The following is a 16,488-nucleotide window of genomic DNA, read 5'->3' as shown; positions in this document are numbered from 1 at the left end:
GTGACCCAGCCTCCCCCGAACACGACGCCGCCGCCCGCCGGGCCCCCGCCCCCGGGCGGCGGCGTCGCGCCGCCCGCCGGCCCGACGGTGCCCGTGCAGCACACCCCGCCGACGTACGCCGACCTCCCCGGCTACCCGTCGCCGCCACCCGGGTACGCCCCGTACGCGGCGTTCGCGCCGCCCCCGGTGGCACCGGACGGGCAGCCGCTCGCGAGCTTCGGCGACCGGCTGCTGGCCTGGCTGATCGACACCGCCGTGGCGTCGGCCGTGGCAATGGTCGTCTTCCTGCCGATCTTCTTCGTCATCATCTTCCGTGCGGTCGGGAACATCGAGCAGAGCGGCCCGGAGGGACCGGACCCGTCGGCGGTCTGGGCGGACTTCTTCTTCCCGCTGCTCGCCGCCGATCTGGGAATCATCGCGTTCCTGTTCGTCTTCTACTGGCTCTACCACGTCGAGTACGCCCGCCGGACCGGGCAGACGCTCGGCAAGAGGGTGATGAAGCTGCGGATCATCCCGGCGAGTCCCGGCGCGACGCTGACCCGGGGCATGCTCGGCAAGCGCTGGCTTGTCGAGTTCGTCGCCGGGTCGCTCGTGCCGTTCCTCAACTACCTCGACGGGTTCTGGCAGCTCTGGGACAAGCCCTGGCAGCAGTGCCTGCACGACAAGTTCGCCGGCACGGTCGTCGTTAAGGTTGGTCCGTGAGCGTGAGGAGCGAGCCGGGCCTGCGAGCCCCGCAGTCGCGAACTGAGGGGGCACCGTGACGTTGAACGAGCACAGCGAGGCACATCCGTGAGTGTGGAACCCGGCTGGTACGTCGACCCCGCCGAGCCGGAGACCCGCCGGTGGTGGGACGGGGAGGGCTGGATCGGCGCGCCGATCCCGGTCGACGTCACCCCGCCCGACGGTCCCCCGCCCGCCGAGCCCGAGCCGACCGCCCCGACGCCGACCTCCGGCGCGACGCCGCACACCGGCGCGGCCGACTCGCCAGGGCACGCCCCGACATCAGGCGCGCCGGGGCAGCCCGGTCACGGGCCGGGGCAGCCCGGCCGACCCGGGCAGCCGCACCAGCCCGGGCATTGGCCGGGCCAGCCGCACCAGCCCGAGCAGTGGTCCGGGCCACCGGGGCCGGGCGCGGCCTGGCCGGGACAACCCGGGCAGGCCGGGCAGCCGGGGCAGCAGGGACCACCGCCGGGCTGGCCCTACCCGCAGTGGCCGGGCCGACCGCCGGTCCCGCGCCCGCACGGGCTGCCGCTCGCCTCGTACGGTGCCCGGCTGGTGGCCCGCCTGATCGACTTCGGCGTGGTGTTCCTGCTCAACGTCCTGGTCAACGGATGGTTCGTCTGGCGCTACTTCGAGGCGATCGAGCCCTACCTGCGGGAGACGATGCGCCGGGCGTTGAACGGTGACACCTCCACCGAGGGGCTGCCCCAGATCGACGACCAGGCCGGCGGGCTCCAAGTCGTCATCCTGCTGATCGCCACCGCGCTCTGGTTCGCGTACGAGGTGCCGTCGATGGCGGCGCGCGGGCAGACCTTCGGCAAGCGGCTGGCCCGCGTACGCGCGCTGCCGGTCGAGACGGACCAACCGCTCGGCTTCGGCCGGGCGTTCCGGCGGTGGAGCACCCTCGGCCTGCCCACGCTGCTCTGGTACTGCTGCGGGCTCGGCCTGCTGTTCCAGTTCGTCGACGCCGTCTCCCCGCTGTTCGACCAACCGCTGCGCCAGGCGCTGCACGACAAGCGGGCGCAGACCGTGGTGGTCCAGCTCCCCCGCGCCCGGCCCGACGCCCCCACCACCCCGCGCGACCGCGCCGACCCCCCGGGAGAATCCCCATGACCGAGACCGGACGTCCCCAGCCCGCGCTGCGGCTCACCCGCGCCGACCTGGACGCGCTGCCCAACTACGTGCCCGGCCGCAGCCCCGCCGACCTGGCCCGGGAGCTGGGCCTTCCCGAGGCGATCAAGCTCGCCAGCAACGAGGTGCCGTACGGCCCGCTGCCGGGCGTGGTGGAGGCGGTCGCCGAGGCGGTCGCCGGGTCGCACCGCTACCCGGACATGGGCGTGGTGGCGCTGCGCCAGGCCCTCGCCGAGCGCTACGGCGTGGACGCCGACCGGATCGCCACCGGCTGCGGTTCGGTGGCGCTCGCCGAGCACCTGGTGCGGGCCACCTGCCTGCCCGGCGACGAACTGATCTACTCGTGGCGCTCCTTCGAGGCGTACCCGATCATCGCGGCGACAAGCGGCGCGACGAGCGTGCGGGTGCCGAACGACGCCGGGCACGGGCACGACCTGGCCGCGATGGCGGCGGCGGTGACCGACCGGACCCGGATGATCCTGGTCTGCAACCCGAACAACCCCACCGGTACGGCGGTGCGCCGCGCCGAGCTGGACCGCTTCCTCGACGCGGTGCCGGACGACGTGCTCGTGGTGATCGACGAGGCGTACCGGGAGTTCGTCACCGACGCCGAGGTGCCGGACGGCCTCGACTACCTGGACCGGCCGAACGTGGTGGTGCTGCGCACGCTGTCCAAGGCGTGGGGTCTCGCCGGCCTGCGGATCGGTTGGCTGGTCGCCGCGCCGGCGGTGGCCGCCGCCGTCCGCAAGGTGGTCACCCCGTTCTCCACGAGCACGGCCGCGCAGGCCGGCGCGCTCGCCGCGCTGGCCCAGGCCGACGAGGTGCGGCGGCGCTGCGCGCTGGTGGTGGCCGAGCGGGACCGGGTCACCGAGGCGTTACGCAAGTTCGTGCCGGACGTGCCGGAGAGCCAGGCCAACTTCGTGTGGCTGCCGCTCGGCGACCGCGCGATGGAGTTCGGCAAGGCGTGCGAGACGCGTGGCGTGATCGTCCGGCCGTTCCCGGGCGACGGGGTGCGGGTCACCATCGGCACCCCGGCCGAGAACGACGCTTTCCTGGCCGCCGCCGAGGCTTAAGGAGGGGCCCCTTCTTAACGCCTGGCGTCGAGAAGGGGCCCCTCCTCACCGGCCGGAGGCGTCAGGTGGCGGCGAGCAACACCGGCTCGGCCATCAGGAACCAGCCCTGGTCGTCGTCCTCGGGGACGGCGTCCTCCCGGACCCGCTCCACCGCGACGTAGCCGCTCACCGCGTACGCCCGGCCCGGCTGCCAGCCGATCCCGTCCCGCCCGACGTCGAGCACGAACTCCGACCGGGTCGCGCCGGTCAACGGATCGAGCGTGACCAGTTCCCGGCGGTCGGTCAGCAGGTGCACCCGGCCCGGCTCCACCGCGAGCACCCGGGCCGGGTGAACGTCCGCCCGACGCCACAGCTCCTCACCCGTACGCGCGGACCGTCCGGTCACCACCGGACCGGACGTGTCCACCACCCGTTCGCCGTCCAGCACCGAGTCCGGACCGTCCAGGCCCGGCGCGGCCGTCGGCTCGCCGGGATCCGTCACCAGCCAACCCCGGCTGTCCTCGCCGCCCGGCCCGGCCGTACGCAGGCCACGGCACCCGGAGTGCCCGGCGCGGCAGCCGACCGGGGTGACCACGAGCCGGTCCGGCGCGTCCGGCGGTCGCCAGCGGGTCCGCAGCACACCTGTCGTCGCGTCCCGCAGCTCCACCGCGTCCGGCCCGGCACAGGTGTCCACCCCGACCATCTCGCCGCTCGCGGTGCTGCCCACGTCGACCCGGCAGCCGCGACCGACCTCGGCGTGCCAGAGCCGGCGGCCGTCGCCCAGGGCGTACCCGCCGACCGCGCCCGGACCGGCGGCGAGCAGCACGTCGCGCCCGTCCGCGGCGCGGGCCACGTGCAGGCCGGCCGGATCCCAGACGGTGGCGGCGAAGGTGCGTCGGGGCTCCGCCGTCGACCCCGGCTCCGGGCCGTCGGCACGCCAGGCCACCCGTCCGGTACGCGCGTCGAGCGCCACCAGCTTGCCGTCCGACCAGCGGCTGACCACGGTCGTGCCCACGGCGAGCACCCCGACAAGCGTCGCCGGCCAACGCCGGTAGGACCAGAACGGGGTGACCCGGTGCCGGCCGGTGACCGGCTGGTCCGCGTACACCTGGCGGGCGCCCGCGTAGACGCGGAGCCGGCCGTCCACGACGAGCGGCGCCACCGGCAGCCGCCCGATCACCCCGGCGGTCGGTGCGGGCAGTGCCGGGTAGGGCTCCCGGGCCACGGTCTCGACCTCTGCCGGCGCGAGCACCCGGGCGACCACGGCGACCGACGCCGCGACGGCCAGCACCGCCGCCAGCGCCACCACGGCCCGCCGCCTGCCGGCCTCCGCCATCCGCCACCTCCGCCCCGGCACCCTACCGGCCAGGTCCGGAGCGCGACCCGGTCGCCCGGCTCCCGGCTGCCGCCCGCTCGCGGCTCGCGGCCGGCGGGGCGAGGGCGGTCGGAGCGGCTCAGGCGGCCTCGGCGGATCGGGACGGGCCGGCGGCCACGGCCAGGTCGGCCAGGTCACGCCGGAGCGCGCCCTCCACCGCCCGGGCGGCCAGGCCGCCGAGGATCAGCGCCAGGACCCGCCCGTACGGCCGGGTCGGCACCGCCTGCTGCTCGACCGTGACCTCGGTGCAGCCGCGCCGCCGCCGCTCGACCGTGCGCAGCGTCCAGGTGATCCGGTAGTCGACGCCGGAGCCGCGCGAGCCGAGCACCAGGCGGCGCGGCGCGACGGCCTCGACCACCTCGAACTCCTCCGGCGGGGCCCCGCCGTCCGGCCGGGCCGGGGTCTCCCGCCAGGTGGTGCCGGGGGCGAACCCACCGGGGGTGAGCACCTCGACCGCGCCCACCGCGGACAGCCAGTCGGCACGGGCCGGGAGGTCGGTCAGCAGGCGCCACAGATGGGCGTCCCGCGCCTCGATGAAAGCGGAAACGGTAACCGTCGACATGGCACCTCCCGTGTCATCCACGGTACGGGCCGGCACCGGTCCCGTGGAGCCCCGTGGCGACAATTCCACCACCGGCACCCCGGACGGGGCGCCGGCGTTCCCGTGGATCGTCAGCCCCGGAAGGCGTCGCCCCGCAGCGCCGTGACGAACGCGGACCAGCCCGGCGGACTCACCGCGAGCGCCGGCCCGTCCTGGTCCTTCGAGTCGCGTACGCCCACCACGCCGTGCGCGGCGACCACATTGGTGGCCACCTCGACGCAGAGGCCCTGATCGTTGGAGCGGCTGCTGGTGCGCCACACAGCGCCGGTCAGCTCGGTCATGCTCGGTCCCTCCTGTTTTCTCTTCCTCGTACGTCCCGGACCGGCACCGCCCGGGGCGCACTCGACCCGCGTCGATAAACGCACAAGGAAGCGGCCCCGATCGCACACCTGGTGCGATCGGGGCCGTCGTTGCAGAAGGTGGATCTCAGTGGGCCGGGAGGATCGTCCCGGTGACCTCGCCGAGCGCGACGGTGGTGCCGTCCGGGCCGGGTGCGGTGGCGGTGATCGTCACCGTGTCGCCGTCCTCCAGGAAGGTCCGCTGGCTGCCGTCGGCGAACTTCACCGGCTCGGCCCCGCCCCAGGTGAGTTCCAGGAACGAGCCGACCTGGTCACGTTCCGGACCGGAGACGGTGCCGGAGGCGTAGAGGTCGCCGGTGCGCAGCGACGCCCCGTTGACGGTGAGGTGGGCGAGCTGCTGGGCCGGGGTCCAGTACATGGTGGCGAACGGCGGCTCGGCCACCCGCTCGCCGTTCCACTCGACCGACAGGGTCAGGTCCAGCCCGAGGTGCGGGGTGTCCCGCAGGTATTCCTGCACCGGCGGATCCTGGTCCGGCGCGGGCACGAACGCGGCGGCGAGCGCGTCGAGCGGCGTCACCCAGCCGGAGACCGAGGTGGCGAACGACTTGCCGAGGAACGGGCCGAGCGGCTGGTACTCCCAGGCCTGGATGTCCCGGGCCGACCAGTCGTTGACGAGCACCACGCCGAACACGTGGTCGGCGAAGTCGTCCACCGGCACCCGCTCGCCGAGCCGGCTCGGCACCCCGACCACGAAGCCGACCTCAGCCTCGATGTCCAGGCGCACCGACGCGCCCGTGGTGGGGCCCTGCGCGCTGGCCCGCTGCCCGATCGGGCGGACCACCGGGGCGCCCGAGACGACCACGGTGCCGGCCCGGCCGTGGTAGCCGATCGGCACGTGCTTCCAGTTCGGCAGCAGCGGCGGCTGGCCGGGCCGGAAGATCTGCCCGACGTTCCCGGCATGGTGCTCCGAGGAATAGAAGTCGACGTAGTCCGCCACCTCGAACGGGAGCAGCAGCTCGACCTCGCGTACCGGCACCAGCAGCGACTCCACCGCTGCCCGGTGGGCCGAGTCGGTGAGCAGCTCGACGATCCGCTCCCGGACGGCGGTCCACTGCGGCCGGCCGAGCGCCAGGAAGGCGTTGAGCGTGTGCCGGCCCAGCGCGCCGCCGGCCAGCACCAGACCGGCCGCCTCGGCGCCGGCCAGGTCCAGCACGGACTCGCCGATCCGGACGCCGATCCGCGGCTCGCGGTCGCCGTGCCGGAACACGCCGTACGGCAGGTTCGTCACCCCGTACGGCGACCCCGCCGCCCCCTCAACCCAGCTCATAGGTCATAGCCTCCGTTCACCAGCCCCAGCCGGATCAGATCGGTAAGTGGTTCGGCGATGCTGCACGAGCCGTACCCGGCCCAGAGCGGGCGCTGCGCCTCGCGCCGGGCCCGGGCCGACTCGACCACGCGCAGCGGGTCGGTGGCGGCCAGCAGCTCGGCCACCGCGTCCACCTCGGCGCCCTCGACGGCGGCAAGCGTGGCGGCCAGCACGTTGACGAAGCCGTGGTGGGTGAAGCCGGTCTCCGGGTCGCGGTGCCGGATCGCGTGGTGCAGCCCGGCGGTGAGCTTGAACGGCAGGTCCCGTTCCCGGCAGGCGCAGATCACCGCGGCCAGCTCGACAGGCGTCGGGAACAGCTCGGCGGCGAGGCCGCCGGTGCGGAACTTGGCCGCCACCGGCAGCCCGTCGGCGCGCGCCCGGGCGAGCGCGTCGAGCGCGCCCATCAGCCCGAAGGTCAGCGGGATCTCGGCGTAGACGGCGGTGCCGTCGAGCCGGCCGGCGAACGCGGCCAGTTGGGCCACGCCGGGCTGCGGGTCCTCGCCGCGCTTGGCGACCGGCGCCTCGACCTGCCGGGCGGTCACGCCGTCCGGGGTCAGGGCGGCCAGCGCCTCGGGGAGCCGGTCCAGGCCGGTGTCGCCGATCAGCCCGATGACGAGGCCCGGGTCCACCAGGCCGCGCAGCGCGCCGCGGACGATCTCCGAGGCGGGCAGCAGCAGCGGGCCCACCAGGTCCGCGTACCAGGCCGTGCGGTGTTCGCGGTGCGCGGTCACCGCGTCGGGCAGCGCGGCGTTGCCCGGCGGGAAGACCGCGGCGTCGTCCACCAGGCCGGTGAGGAGGCGGGGCACCTGCGTTGACACGAGACAAGAATGTACGGGACGCTACGAGGAACGGACAACAGCGTCCGATTATCGGACGCCACCGGCCGGCAACGGGACATAACGGGAGGCGAAATGCCCTACTACCGCAGCGTGGGCGAGGTGCCCCGCAAGCGCCACACCCAGTTCCGACAGCCCGACGGCACGCTCTACGCGGAGGAGCTGGTCGGCCAGGAGGGCTTCTCCTCCGACTCGTCGCTGCTCTACCACAGGCACGCGCCGACCGCGATCCTCGCCGCCGAGGAGTACGCCCCACCCACCGTCACCCGGGTGCCGAACCTGCCGCTCAAGCCGCGCCACCTGCGCACCCACAAACTCGACGGCAGCGGCGCGGACCCGGTGCTCGGCCGGCGGTACCTGCTCGCCAACGACGACGTCCGGATCGCGTACGTGCTCGCCGACCGGCCCTCGCCGTTGTTCCGCGACGCCACCGGCGACCACTGCCTCTACCTGGAATCCGGCTCGCTGCGGGTGGAGTCGCCGTTCGGCGTGCTCGACGCGGTGGCCGGCGACTACGTGGTCATCCCCACCTCGACCATCCACCGCCTGGTGCCGACCGGTGACGAGCCGACCCGGCTGCTCGCCGTCGAGGCGGCCGGGCACATCGGCCCGCCCAAGCGCTACCTCTCCGTCCGCGGGCAGTTCCTGGAGCACTCGCCCTACTGCGAGCGCGACGTCCGGGGGCCGGACACCCCGCTGCTCGTCGACGGCGAGGAAGTGGAGGTGCTGGTCCGGCACCGCTCTCGGGCCGCAGGCCCGGGCGGCAGCGGCACAGCCTGGACGCGTCATGTTTATGCGCACCACCCGTTCGACGTGGTCGGCTGGGACGGGCACATGTACCCGTGGGCGTTCTCCATCCACGACTTCGAGCCGATCACCGGACGGATCCACCAGCCGCCGCCGGTGCACCAGACGTTCCAGGGCCCGAACTTCGTCATCTGCTCGTTCGTGCCGCGCAAGGTCGACTACCACCCGGCCGCCATTCCGGTGCCGTACCACCACCACAACGTCGACTCCGACGAGATGCTCTTCTACACCGGCGGCAACTACGAGGCCCGGCGCGGCTCCGGCATCGAGCAGGGCTCGATCTCGCTGCACCCGTCCGGCTTCACCCACGGCCCGCAGCCGGGCGCCGCCGAACGCTCGATCGGGGCGGACTTCTTCGACGAGCTGGCGGTCATGGTGGACACGTTCCGCCCGCTGGACCTCTGCGACGCGGGCACCGCCTGCGAGGACGACGGCTACGCCTGGACCTGGGCGCGCAAACCCTGACGCCTACCCCCGGCGGAACGCGGTGAACCAGGCGAACACCGTGACCATGGTCGCCGCCACCAACGGCCACGGGCCGCCGGTCAGCGCGTACCCGGCCAGCAGCAGCGGTCCGGCGGCCGACGCGTACACCGCCGGGGCCAGGCCGCGCGACATGGCGTCCCGCAGCCCGGGCGACCGGGCCGCCGGCAGCCCCGCCAACACGCCAACCCCCACCGCCACCAGCACCGCGAACAGCCGGGACACACCCGGCGCGACCGGGGCCAGCCCGGCGGCCAGCAGCGTGGCGGCAAGCGACCAACCGGCGGCGGACAGCACCAGCCGGCGCAGGCCGTCGTCGGCGGTCCGGACCGGATCCGGCCCGGCCGGTGAGATCTCGGCCACCTCGGTCAGGTGCTCGAGCGTCTCCGCGTAGCGGCGGCGCTCCAGCCGGGCCACGCCTGGGTCCTGCCCCGCCCCGGCCAGCTCCGGGTCCAGCCGTAACGCCTCGCGGTACGCCCGTTCGGCCAGGTCGAACAGCTCCAGCCGGACCGAGACCAGGCCGAGCACCAGATGCGCCTCCGGCTCGTCCGGGGTCAGCTCGACCCCCCGCCAGGCCGCGTCGAGCGCCGGCTGCCCGTTCCGTGCGGCGGAGAGGATCGCGGCGGCGCTGCGCTGCGCGTACGGGTCGGTCGGGCCGAGTGCCAGGATCTCGTCCGCGGTGCTCGCCGCGGCCTTCCAGTGCTCCTGGTCGAGCAGCGCGAGCCCGCGTACCACGAGCGCCGGCACGTCACCCGGCGCCGCCGCCAGCGCCGCCTCGGCCCCCGCCAGCGCCTCGGCCGGACGGTCGGCGGCGAGCTGCATCCGGGCCCGCATGGTCAACGCGCCCAGGTGTGCGGGCTCCGTCGCGATCAACGCGGTCAGTTCGCCGATGCCCTCGTCGTAACGGCCCAGCTCGGCGAGGAGGTGGGCGCGCTGGAGGAAGCCGTCGGCGGCGGACTGGTCGGGGGTGGCGTCACTCGGCATCCCGGCGAGCGTAACCGCCCCGCCCCACCTCCCGTCGACAAGCGTCGCCGCTCAGGCGCTGCGGCAGGGCGCGTCCGCCCGACCCCCGCAGGTCCCGAGGCTGCACCAGCGGCGTCTGCCGCTCTCGTCGAGGAACAACCACCCGCAGCGTTCGTCGGCGCAGACCCGGACGGTGAACCGACTCGCGTCGGCGAGCAACTGGGCGCCGCTGAACGCGGCGGCGTGCAGGGGCAGCCGCAACCCGGCGGCGAGGGCGACCCACCAGCGCCCGCGCCCCTCCCCCTCGCGCCGGAACACCAGGTTCCGGGCGGCTGTCTCGGCGGCCCGGGCGACCACGTCGAACGACCGGTGGTCGGCCGGCTCGACCAGGCTGGCGTAGAGGGCGGCCCGGAGCGTACGGGTCTCGGCGAGCACCGCCTCCGCCGCGTCGGGGTCGCGCCGGGCCAGGTGCAGCAGGCGATTCACGGACACCTCGTCGGCCAGCCCGACGTGCCCGGCCCAGACGGCAAGCGTCCGGTAGCCGCGCAACCACTCGGCCCCGGGCAGCGGGGATTCGAGTCCCCACCCGGCGAAGGTGTTGCAGAAGTCGAGGGCGGGATGGCCGCCGACACTCCAGGGCAGGGCCTCGTCGCGGACCCGCACCTCGTACGCGGGCCGCCCCACCCGGTCGAGCCGGTCGTCCCCGGCCAGGACGCGTCGGCGTACCTCGCGTAGCCGCGACCCCGGCTCGACGCCGAAGTCCGCCACGAGCAACTCCCGGGTCGTGCGGTAGAGCCGCAGCGCATCGGCCCGCCGCGCGCCCCGGTACAGGGCGGTCATCAGCACGGCCACCAGCTGTTCCCGGGTCGGATGCCGGGCGGCCAGGGGCGTCAACTCGGCGATCACCCGGCCGTGCCGGCCCAGCGCGAGCTGCGCCTCGGCGCGCAGTTCCACCGCCACCAGGCGGAGTTCCTCCCACGGGCCGTGCAGGCGGTCGCGAAGTTCGCCGTCCGCCTCGGCGGCGAGCAGCGGCCCCCGCCAGAGCGCGAGCGCCCGGTCGATCAACCGCACCCGCTCGGCGGGGTCCGCGGCGCCACCTGCCGCCCGGACCAGTTCGCCGAACTCGTCGACGTCGACGCGATGCCCGCCATCCTCGACGACGTAGCCCTCACCTCGGGTGCTGATCCGCACCCCGTACGGCTTCAGCGAGCCCCGCAACCGACCGATGTACGTCTGCACCGCTCCGCGCGCCCCGGCCGGAGGCCGACCGTTCCAGAGCAGGTCGATGAGGCGGTCGGTCGGCACCACCGCACCCGCGTCGAGCAGCAGCAGCCCGAGCAGGCAGCGCTCCTGGCGTCGGCTGCCGAGCTCGACGGGCCGGTCGTCGTGGCGAGCCTCGAACGGCCCGAGCAGGCGGAACTCCATACCGACGAGGACGAGCCAGCCGGGGCCGACGGTTGCCAGCCGGCGGTGAGCGCGTGGTCGGGCACCTCGGCGCGCGGCCCCGGGCATCGGCCGGACGGGCCGGCGGCGCCGTCGACACGGTGAGCCGGTGGTGAGTCACGGTGCCGAGGCTGATCCCGTCCCCGACAAGTGACCCGGACGGAGTAATCATGCGTGTCAGCAGGATGAGCGTCGCCTTGGCGGCGGTGTTGGCGGTGGTCGTCGCGACCCAGCCCGGCCCGGCGAGCGCCGCCGGCAGCGGCAGCGTGCGTGCCGGCGCCTGGGTGCCGGCGCCCCAGGAGGCGTTCGAGATGCCCGCCGGAGCCCGGTGCGAGTTCGCGGTGCGGGTGGAACCGATCGTCGACGAGGTGCGGAAACTGACCCTGGCGACCTACCCGGACGGCTCACCCAAGCGGGAGCTGTTCACCGGCGCCCTCATCGACCGGGTGACGAACCTGGAGACCGGGGCCACCTCCACCGCGGACGCGAGCGGCACCTCGCTCGTCTTCTACCACACCGACGGATCGATGACCTGGTACGTCTCCGGTCCGGTGCTGCTCGGCTTCCGGGAGAACGCCGGCTCGCTGCCGAAGGGGCTGTGGATCGTCGACGGCCGGTTCCGGGTGGCGTTCACCCCCACCTTCGACAAGACCATCACGATGCTCCACGGCACGACCCACAACGTCTGCACCGACGTCGACTGAATCCCGGCGCGGCGACCGGCGCGCCCGGTCGCCGCGTCAGTCGGCCGGGGCCTCGTACACGAGCGCCACCGCGATGCCGGCGAGCCCCTCGCCGCGCCCGGTGAAGCCGAGGCCGTCGGTGGTCGCCGCGGAGACCGTGACCGGCGCGCCGACCGCCTCGGAGAGCACCCGCTGCGCCTCGTCCCGCCGCGGCCCGATCTTGGGCCGGTTGCCGATCACCTGGACGGAGACGTTCCCGATCGCGAAGCCGGCCGCCCGCACCCGGCGGGCGCTCTCGGTCAGCAGCGCCACCCCGGAGGCGCCCGCCCACTCCGGCTGGTCCACCCCGAAGTTGGCCCCCAGGTCGCCGAGGCCGGCGGCGGAGAGCAGCGCGTTGCAGGCGGCGTGCGCCACCACGTCGGCGTCCGAGTGACCGGCCAGGCCGTCCTGACCCGGCCAGTGCAGGCCGGCGACCCAGCAGGGCCGCCCGGCCGCGAACGCGTGCACGTCGGTGCCGACGGCCACCAGAGGAACGATCATGACCCGAGCGTACGCGCGGGCCCGTAGCCGTCCTTGACGATGGTGCTGGCGTGCGCTTAATGTTTCCCTGTACGCCCCAGTGTCGCCTCTGCCTCCGTGCACGCGCCTGGGGCTCTTTCTTGTTCGGCGTGGGAAGCGCCTCCGGAGCCTCGTCACACTTAGCATCCGACTCGTGACGCCGCATCCCCATGCTCGTACCGTCAAGCGCTGGATCTCGTCCGGCCGGTTCCAGAGTTACCTGGCTGCCGCGGGTGGCGACGAGAGCAAGGCGTGCGAACTGTACGAGTGGAGCGTTGCCTTGACGGGCGCCTCGTTCGAGGCGTTCCACTACGTCGAGGTCGTCACGCGCAATGCGATCGACCGCGTGATGCGAGAGCACCTGGGCGAGCCGGAGAAGGGCATTCCCTGGGTCCTTCTTCCGATCGGCATCAGGCGGCCGGTCCAGGACCGCATCGACCGGAACGTCGCTGAGGTTCGCGACCGGTTGCGGCGGGAGCATCCTCGGAAAGAGACGCGCGACCAGATCATCGCCAGCTTGAGCTTCGGCTTCTGGGTCGCGCTCCTGGGCTCGGAGCACGAGCAACTGTGGCGGGATGCCCTGCACCGGTCCTTCCCGTACTCGTCCGGGAAACGTCATGACGTGGCAAGCGCTTTGAACGCGCTTCGGATGTTCCGCAACCGGCTCGCGCACCATGACTCACTTCTCACCACGGATGTGCCCTTCCGGCTCAGCCAGATGATCGAGGTCGCCAGGTGGGCAGACCCTCAGGCCGCCCACTGGCTCGCCCGAACCGAGCGGGTCACCGAGGTGCACCGGCAGCGCCCCGCGCCGCGCAACGACACCGTCGTTGTCTCCGCCAGGAACGCCTGGGGGCTCTACCAGGCGGCACGCGCGTACGTCTGCCAGCCGGGCCGCTCCTTCCAGCCGGTGGAGCACCTGGCGTTTTACTCACAGCGCCAGATCAATCAGGAGGTTGCCAAGATCCTCTTCCGCCTGGACAACGTCGATTGGACGGTGGGTGAGATCAACCGACTTCGGACAACGGGCGAAACCCTGGACGCAACCCTCGCCGAGATCATCGAAGTCAGTCGGAAGCACGGCTGGACCGAAGGCCGCTATCAGGTGTTCGGTCTTACCGCTCCGGGGTCGGCCGGCCACCTCACCCTGCCCGCTGCGATACCTCATCACGAGCGGGGCAGGGGAAGCGCCTTCACCCAGGGCCAGCGGTACGTGGTTCGTGATCGCCTCCGCCGGGCTCGCTCGACGGCCGATCTCTGACGGTCAGGGCGTCAGGAACCCGTGGTCAGGAGGTGTTCGGCCAGGGTCAGGTCGAACGGGCGGGTGATCTTCATGGCCAGCTCGGCGCCGGGTACGCAGAACACCGCGACGCCCTGCTTCTCCACCAGGCCGGCGTCGTCGGTGAGTGGATCACCGGCCGCCTGGTGCGCGGCATCGAGCACCGCGCGGCGGAAGCCCTGCGGCGTCTGCACCGCCCGGAGGGCCGCCCGGTCGACGGTGCCGAGCACCCGCCCGGCGGCGTCGACCTCCTTGATCGTGTCGACCACGGGCAGCACCGGGATCACCGCGTCGTGCCCGTCGCGGACCGCCGCAGCGACCGACTCGACCAGGTCGGGCGGGGTCAGCGCCCGGGCCGCGTCGTGCACCAGGACGATCTCCGGCCCGGCCGGCACGGCGGCGAGCGCTGCCGCGACGGACGCCTGCCGCTCGGCGCCGCCGGGCACCACGGTCACCGGCGCCACCGGCGCGAGCAGTGCCCGCACCGATGCGACGTCGGCGGCCGGCGCGGCCACCACGATCGTGTGCACGGACGGCGCGGCGGCGATCCGCCGGACTGCGTGCACCAGCAGGGGCTCCCCGGCGAGCGGTCGGAGCGCCTTGGGGGCACCGGGGCCGAGGCGTACCCCGGCACCTGCCGCAGGAACGAGGACCGCGACGTCACCGCGCGGATTGAGCTGCGCGGTCACGTCGCGGTCCTCGGTTTTCGTTCGCTGCGGTGCGGGTAGAGGCAAAGATGCGGATCAGGCCTCGGTCAACACCTTGTCGAGCAGCGTCTCCGCCTCGTCCTTGGTGCTCTTCTCGGCCAGTGCGACCTCGCCCACGAGGATGTCACGAGCCTTGGCGAGCATGCGCTTCTCGCCCGCCGACAGGCCCCGCTCCCGCTCCCGGCGCCACAGGTCGCGGACGACCTCGGCCACCTTCAGCGGGTTACCGGAGGCCAGCTTCTCCAGATTCGCCTTGTAACGCCGCGACCAGTTGGTCGGCTCCTCGGTGTGCGGTGCACGGAGCACGTCGAAGACCTTGCCCAGGCCCTCTTCGCCGACCACCTCGCGCACACCCACGATCTCGGCGTTCTCGGCGGGCACCCGGACCGTCAGGTCACCCTGTGCGACCCTCAGGACGAGGTATTCCCTGGGCTCGCCCTTGATCACCCGAGTCTCGATTGCCTCGATGAGTGCGGCCCCGTGGTGGGGGTAAACAACGGTCTCGCCGACACTGAAAACCATAGGTTCGAAACCCCTTTCGCTGTGTCTAGGGTAACACGCTCAGGCACCGATGTCTCACCGCTGTCCTGATCGTTGGCGCAGCTCAGGGGCCCTGTGAGAGGTCTTTCTTCGGCTTGACAGGAGCTCAAGTCGATGGTTTCAACACGCTCCGTCACGAACAAATGACTACCGGGTACGGCCGGTCGGAGCGTACGGATCTAGGGCAATGCGCTCCTTCCATGGTAGCTCCGCAACTCCATTCGCGCCCAGGTGTGGCGGTACGGCCCCCGGTGCGGGACCCTGGGGGTGGACGCGACGTCCGCTCGCCGAGACGTTCCTGGGGGTCCGATGGGCGTGCCTGACGCTGACGGCCAGGGGCCGCCGGACGGCCTGCCCGGGCTCCCTCCGGAATGGGGCCGGGTGGTGGTGCCGGACGACGCCTCGGCGCTCGAATACGAGGCCCGGCAGATCCGCCGCGAGCTGCGCCGCGGCACCCGGCGCTCCCGTCACCCCGGCCCGGTGCGCCTCGGGTTCCCCCTCCTGGCGTTACTGATCTCGATGCTTGTCACGCTCGCCGGGCTGGCCGCCGTCACCTGGCCCCGGTCCAACCGGGCCGGCGGCCCGACCGTGCTCCCCCGGGCCACCACGGCCAGCCCGCCGGTGGTCGGCCCGCTGCCCGCGCTCGACCTGGTCGGCGCCGACAACACGCCGGTGCCCCTGCGCAGCCTGCTGCCCGCCATGATCATCCTGGTCGACGCCTGTGCCTGCACCGAGGAGGTCGGCACGGCGGCGGCCACCGCGCCCGCCGGAGTCACCGTGGTCACCGTGACCGAGGGCCGCAGCGCCGGACCCGCCATCGCGACCGGGGTACGCCCACTCGGCGACCCGGCCGGCGGGCTGCGCTCCTACCTGCACCTCGCCGCCCACCCCGGCACCGCCGCCGCGCTGCTCGTGGACCGGCGCGGCACGCTGGTCCGGGTGGTGCCGGAGCTCGGCCCCGCGGGCGACTACCAGGCCGACCTGGCCCGGCTGAGCGGTTGACCCGGCCTCAGTAGAGCGCCTCCAGCCGGGCGTCGAGCCGGGGCTCGCCCCGCAGCGCGGCGAACCACACCCGCACCCGCCCGCCGGCGCCCTCCACGAAGAAGACGTCGAACGTCCCGTCGCAGTCGTGCACCCGTTCCAGGTCGTCCGAGTCGGCGCCGGTCAGCCGCATCATTACGGCCCCGCCGCCGGAGCAGCCCACCGACAGCTGGTACGTGTCGCCCGGCGACGGGGTCACCTGCCGCACCACAGGTTGCCCGTCCGCCGGCAGCTCGGACGTCTCCCGCCACACCACGTGCGACACCCGGACCGGGCGCGCCGCCCCGTCGGGGTTCACCCGGATCACCACCGACCGGTCCGGATCGGAACCGTCCCGGACGGCGCGTGGAACCACGCCGACGAGCGGATCCGAGCCGGCCGGCCGGCCCGGCAGCACCTCGCCGGTCGCGCCGTCGAGATCGACACGTGAGTGCACGATGTCGTCGGCGGGCCGGCCCGTCACCGGGTCGACAGCCGGCGCCGTGAACCGCCACCACCACGCGCCGAACGCCAACGCCAGCACGGTCAGGCCGGCCAGCAACACACGCCGGATCCGCTCCTCGGACGCCATGCGTGCAGCGTAACCATGTGGACGATCCCCGGC

18 protein-coding genes are annotated in these 16,488 nt (G+C 73.8%); 7 read left to right on the top strand and 11 right to left on the bottom strand.

The annotated features are described in order from the left end of the window. The 3 genes from O7602_RS00805 (at nucleotide 1) to hisC (ending at nucleotide 2,924) form a co-directional block, all read left to right on the top strand. Entirely contained in the window at nucleotides 1-702 is a 702-nt protein-coding gene (locus O7602_RS00805; protein WP_281586333.1) for an RDD family protein, read from the top strand. A gap of 87 nt (nucleotides 703-789) precedes the next feature. Beyond that, nucleotides 790-1,833, top strand: coding sequence for an RDD family protein (locus tag O7602_RS00800; RefSeq protein ID WP_281586332.1), 1,044 nt, complete (start codon nucleotides 790-792; stop codon nucleotides 1,831-1,833). Next, complete coding sequence (gene hisC, locus O7602_RS00795) at nucleotides 1,830-2,924, top strand: histidinol-phosphate transaminase (RefSeq protein WP_281586331.1); 1,095 nt, start codon at nucleotides 1,830-1,832, stop codon at nucleotides 2,922-2,924. The genes O7602_RS00800 and hisC overlap by 4 nt, the downstream gene beginning before the upstream one ends. A 61-nt stretch (nucleotides 2,925-2,985) precedes the next feature. On the opposite strand, the gene O7602_RS00790 is transcribed toward hisC, so the two are convergent. From O7602_RS00790 to O7602_RS00770, 5 genes are all read right to left on the bottom strand, one after another. Then, the gene (locus O7602_RS00790; RefSeq protein WP_281586330.1) at nucleotides 2,986-4,239 is read right to left on the bottom strand and encodes a PQQ-binding-like beta-propeller repeat protein; all 1,254 of its coding nucleotides are present in this window, start codon (nucleotides 4,237-4,239) and stop codon (nucleotides 2,986-2,988) included. A 118-nt stretch (nucleotides 4,240-4,357) separates the two neighbouring features. Beyond that, the gene (locus tag O7602_RS00785; RefSeq protein ID WP_281586329.1) at nucleotides 4,358-4,840 is read right to left on the bottom strand and encodes an SRPBCC family protein; all 483 of its coding nucleotides are present in this window, start codon (nucleotides 4,838-4,840) and stop codon (nucleotides 4,358-4,360) included. Nucleotides 4,841-4,950: 110 nt separating this feature from the next. Next, nucleotides 4,951-5,160: a DUF397 domain-containing protein gene (locus O7602_RS00780; RefSeq protein WP_281586328.1), complete on the bottom strand. Its 210-nt coding sequence runs from the start codon at nucleotides 5,158-5,160 to the stop codon at nucleotides 4,951-4,953. 145 nt (nucleotides 5,161-5,305) lie between these two features. Further along, the gene (fahA, locus tag O7602_RS00775) at nucleotides 5,306-6,505 is read right to left on the bottom strand and encodes a fumarylacetoacetase (protein ID WP_281586327.1); all 1,200 of its coding nucleotides are present in this window, start codon (nucleotides 6,503-6,505) and stop codon (nucleotides 5,306-5,308) included. Further along, a complete protein-coding gene (locus O7602_RS00770) occupies nucleotides 6,502-7,362 on the bottom strand; it encodes a hypothetical protein (protein WP_281586326.1) in 861 nt (286 codons plus the stop codon). Before O7602_RS00770 ends, fahA begins: the two co-directional genes overlap by 4 nt. 93 nt (nucleotides 7,363-7,455) lie before the next feature. Here O7602_RS00770 and O7602_RS00765 point away from each other — a divergent pair, with 93 nt between their 5' ends. After that, complete coding sequence (locus O7602_RS00765) at nucleotides 7,456-8,652, top strand: homogentisate 1,2-dioxygenase domain-containing protein (RefSeq protein WP_281586325.1); 1,197 nt, start codon at nucleotides 7,456-7,458, stop codon at nucleotides 8,650-8,652. Between the two features lie 3 nt (nucleotides 8,653-8,655). Here the strand turns inward: O7602_RS00765 and O7602_RS00760 are convergent, their stop codons facing one another. After that, entirely contained in the window at nucleotides 8,656-9,654 is a 999-nt protein-coding gene (locus O7602_RS00760; protein ID WP_281586324.1) for a tetratricopeptide repeat protein, read from the bottom strand. A 51-nt stretch (nucleotides 9,655-9,705) separates the two neighbouring features. Further along, nucleotides 9,706-11,058, bottom strand: a complete 1,353-nt coding sequence (locus tag O7602_RS00755; protein WP_281586323.1) for a BTAD domain-containing putative transcriptional regulator — start codon at nucleotides 11,056-11,058, stop codon at nucleotides 9,706-9,708. 188 nt (nucleotides 11,059-11,246) lie between these two features. Between O7602_RS00755 and O7602_RS00750 the strand changes: the two genes are divergently transcribed. Further along, nucleotides 11,247-11,780, top strand: coding sequence for a hypothetical protein (locus O7602_RS00750; RefSeq protein ID WP_281586322.1), 534 nt, complete (start codon nucleotides 11,247-11,249; stop codon nucleotides 11,778-11,780). A gap of 36 nt (nucleotides 11,781-11,816) precedes the next feature. Here O7602_RS00750 and ispF read toward each other — a convergent pair whose 3' ends face one another. Further along, a complete protein-coding gene (ispF, locus tag O7602_RS00745) occupies nucleotides 11,817-12,299 on the bottom strand; it encodes a 2-C-methyl-D-erythritol 2,4-cyclodiphosphate synthase (RefSeq protein ID WP_281586321.1) in 483 nt (160 codons plus the stop codon). Between the two features lie 172 nt (nucleotides 12,300-12,471). Here ispF and O7602_RS00740 point away from each other — a divergent pair, with 172 nt between their 5' ends. Further along, nucleotides 12,472-13,578: a hypothetical protein gene (locus O7602_RS00740; protein ID WP_281586320.1), complete on the top strand. Its 1,107-nt coding sequence runs from the start codon at nucleotides 12,472-12,474 to the stop codon at nucleotides 13,576-13,578. An 11-nt stretch (nucleotides 13,579-13,589) separates the two neighbouring features. On the opposite strand, the gene ispD is transcribed toward O7602_RS00740, so the two are convergent. Both ispD and O7602_RS00730 read right to left on the bottom strand, forming a co-directional pair. Continuing rightward, entirely contained in the window at nucleotides 13,590-14,285 is a 696-nt protein-coding gene (gene ispD, locus O7602_RS00735; RefSeq protein WP_281586319.1) for a 2-C-methyl-D-erythritol 4-phosphate cytidylyltransferase, read from the bottom strand. Between the two features lie 54 nt (nucleotides 14,286-14,339). Then, nucleotides 14,340-14,825, bottom strand: a complete 486-nt coding sequence (locus O7602_RS00730; protein ID WP_013288937.1) for a CarD family transcriptional regulator — start codon at nucleotides 14,823-14,825, stop codon at nucleotides 14,340-14,342. Between the two features lie 327 nt (nucleotides 14,826-15,152). On the opposite strand from O7602_RS00730, the gene O7602_RS00725 reads away from it, so the two are divergent. Further along, nucleotides 15,153-15,845: a hypothetical protein gene (locus O7602_RS00725; protein ID WP_281586318.1), complete on the top strand. Its 693-nt coding sequence runs from the start codon at nucleotides 15,153-15,155 to the stop codon at nucleotides 15,843-15,845. Nucleotides 15,846-15,852: 7 nt separating this feature from the next. Here the strand turns inward: O7602_RS00725 and O7602_RS00720 are convergent, their stop codons facing one another. Then, entirely contained in the window at nucleotides 15,853-16,455 is a 603-nt protein-coding gene (locus O7602_RS00720) for a hypothetical protein (RefSeq protein WP_281586317.1), read from the bottom strand. Nucleotides 16,456-16,488 lie beyond the last annotated feature (33 nt).

This window comes from Micromonospora sp. WMMD1128 (assembly GCF_027497235.1).
GTDB lineage: Bacteria > Actinomycetota > Actinomycetes > Mycobacteriales > Micromonosporaceae > Micromonospora.
The sequence above is the reverse complement of the archived record's forward strand: the minus strand, read 5'-3'. Positions and strand labels throughout refer to the sequence as shown.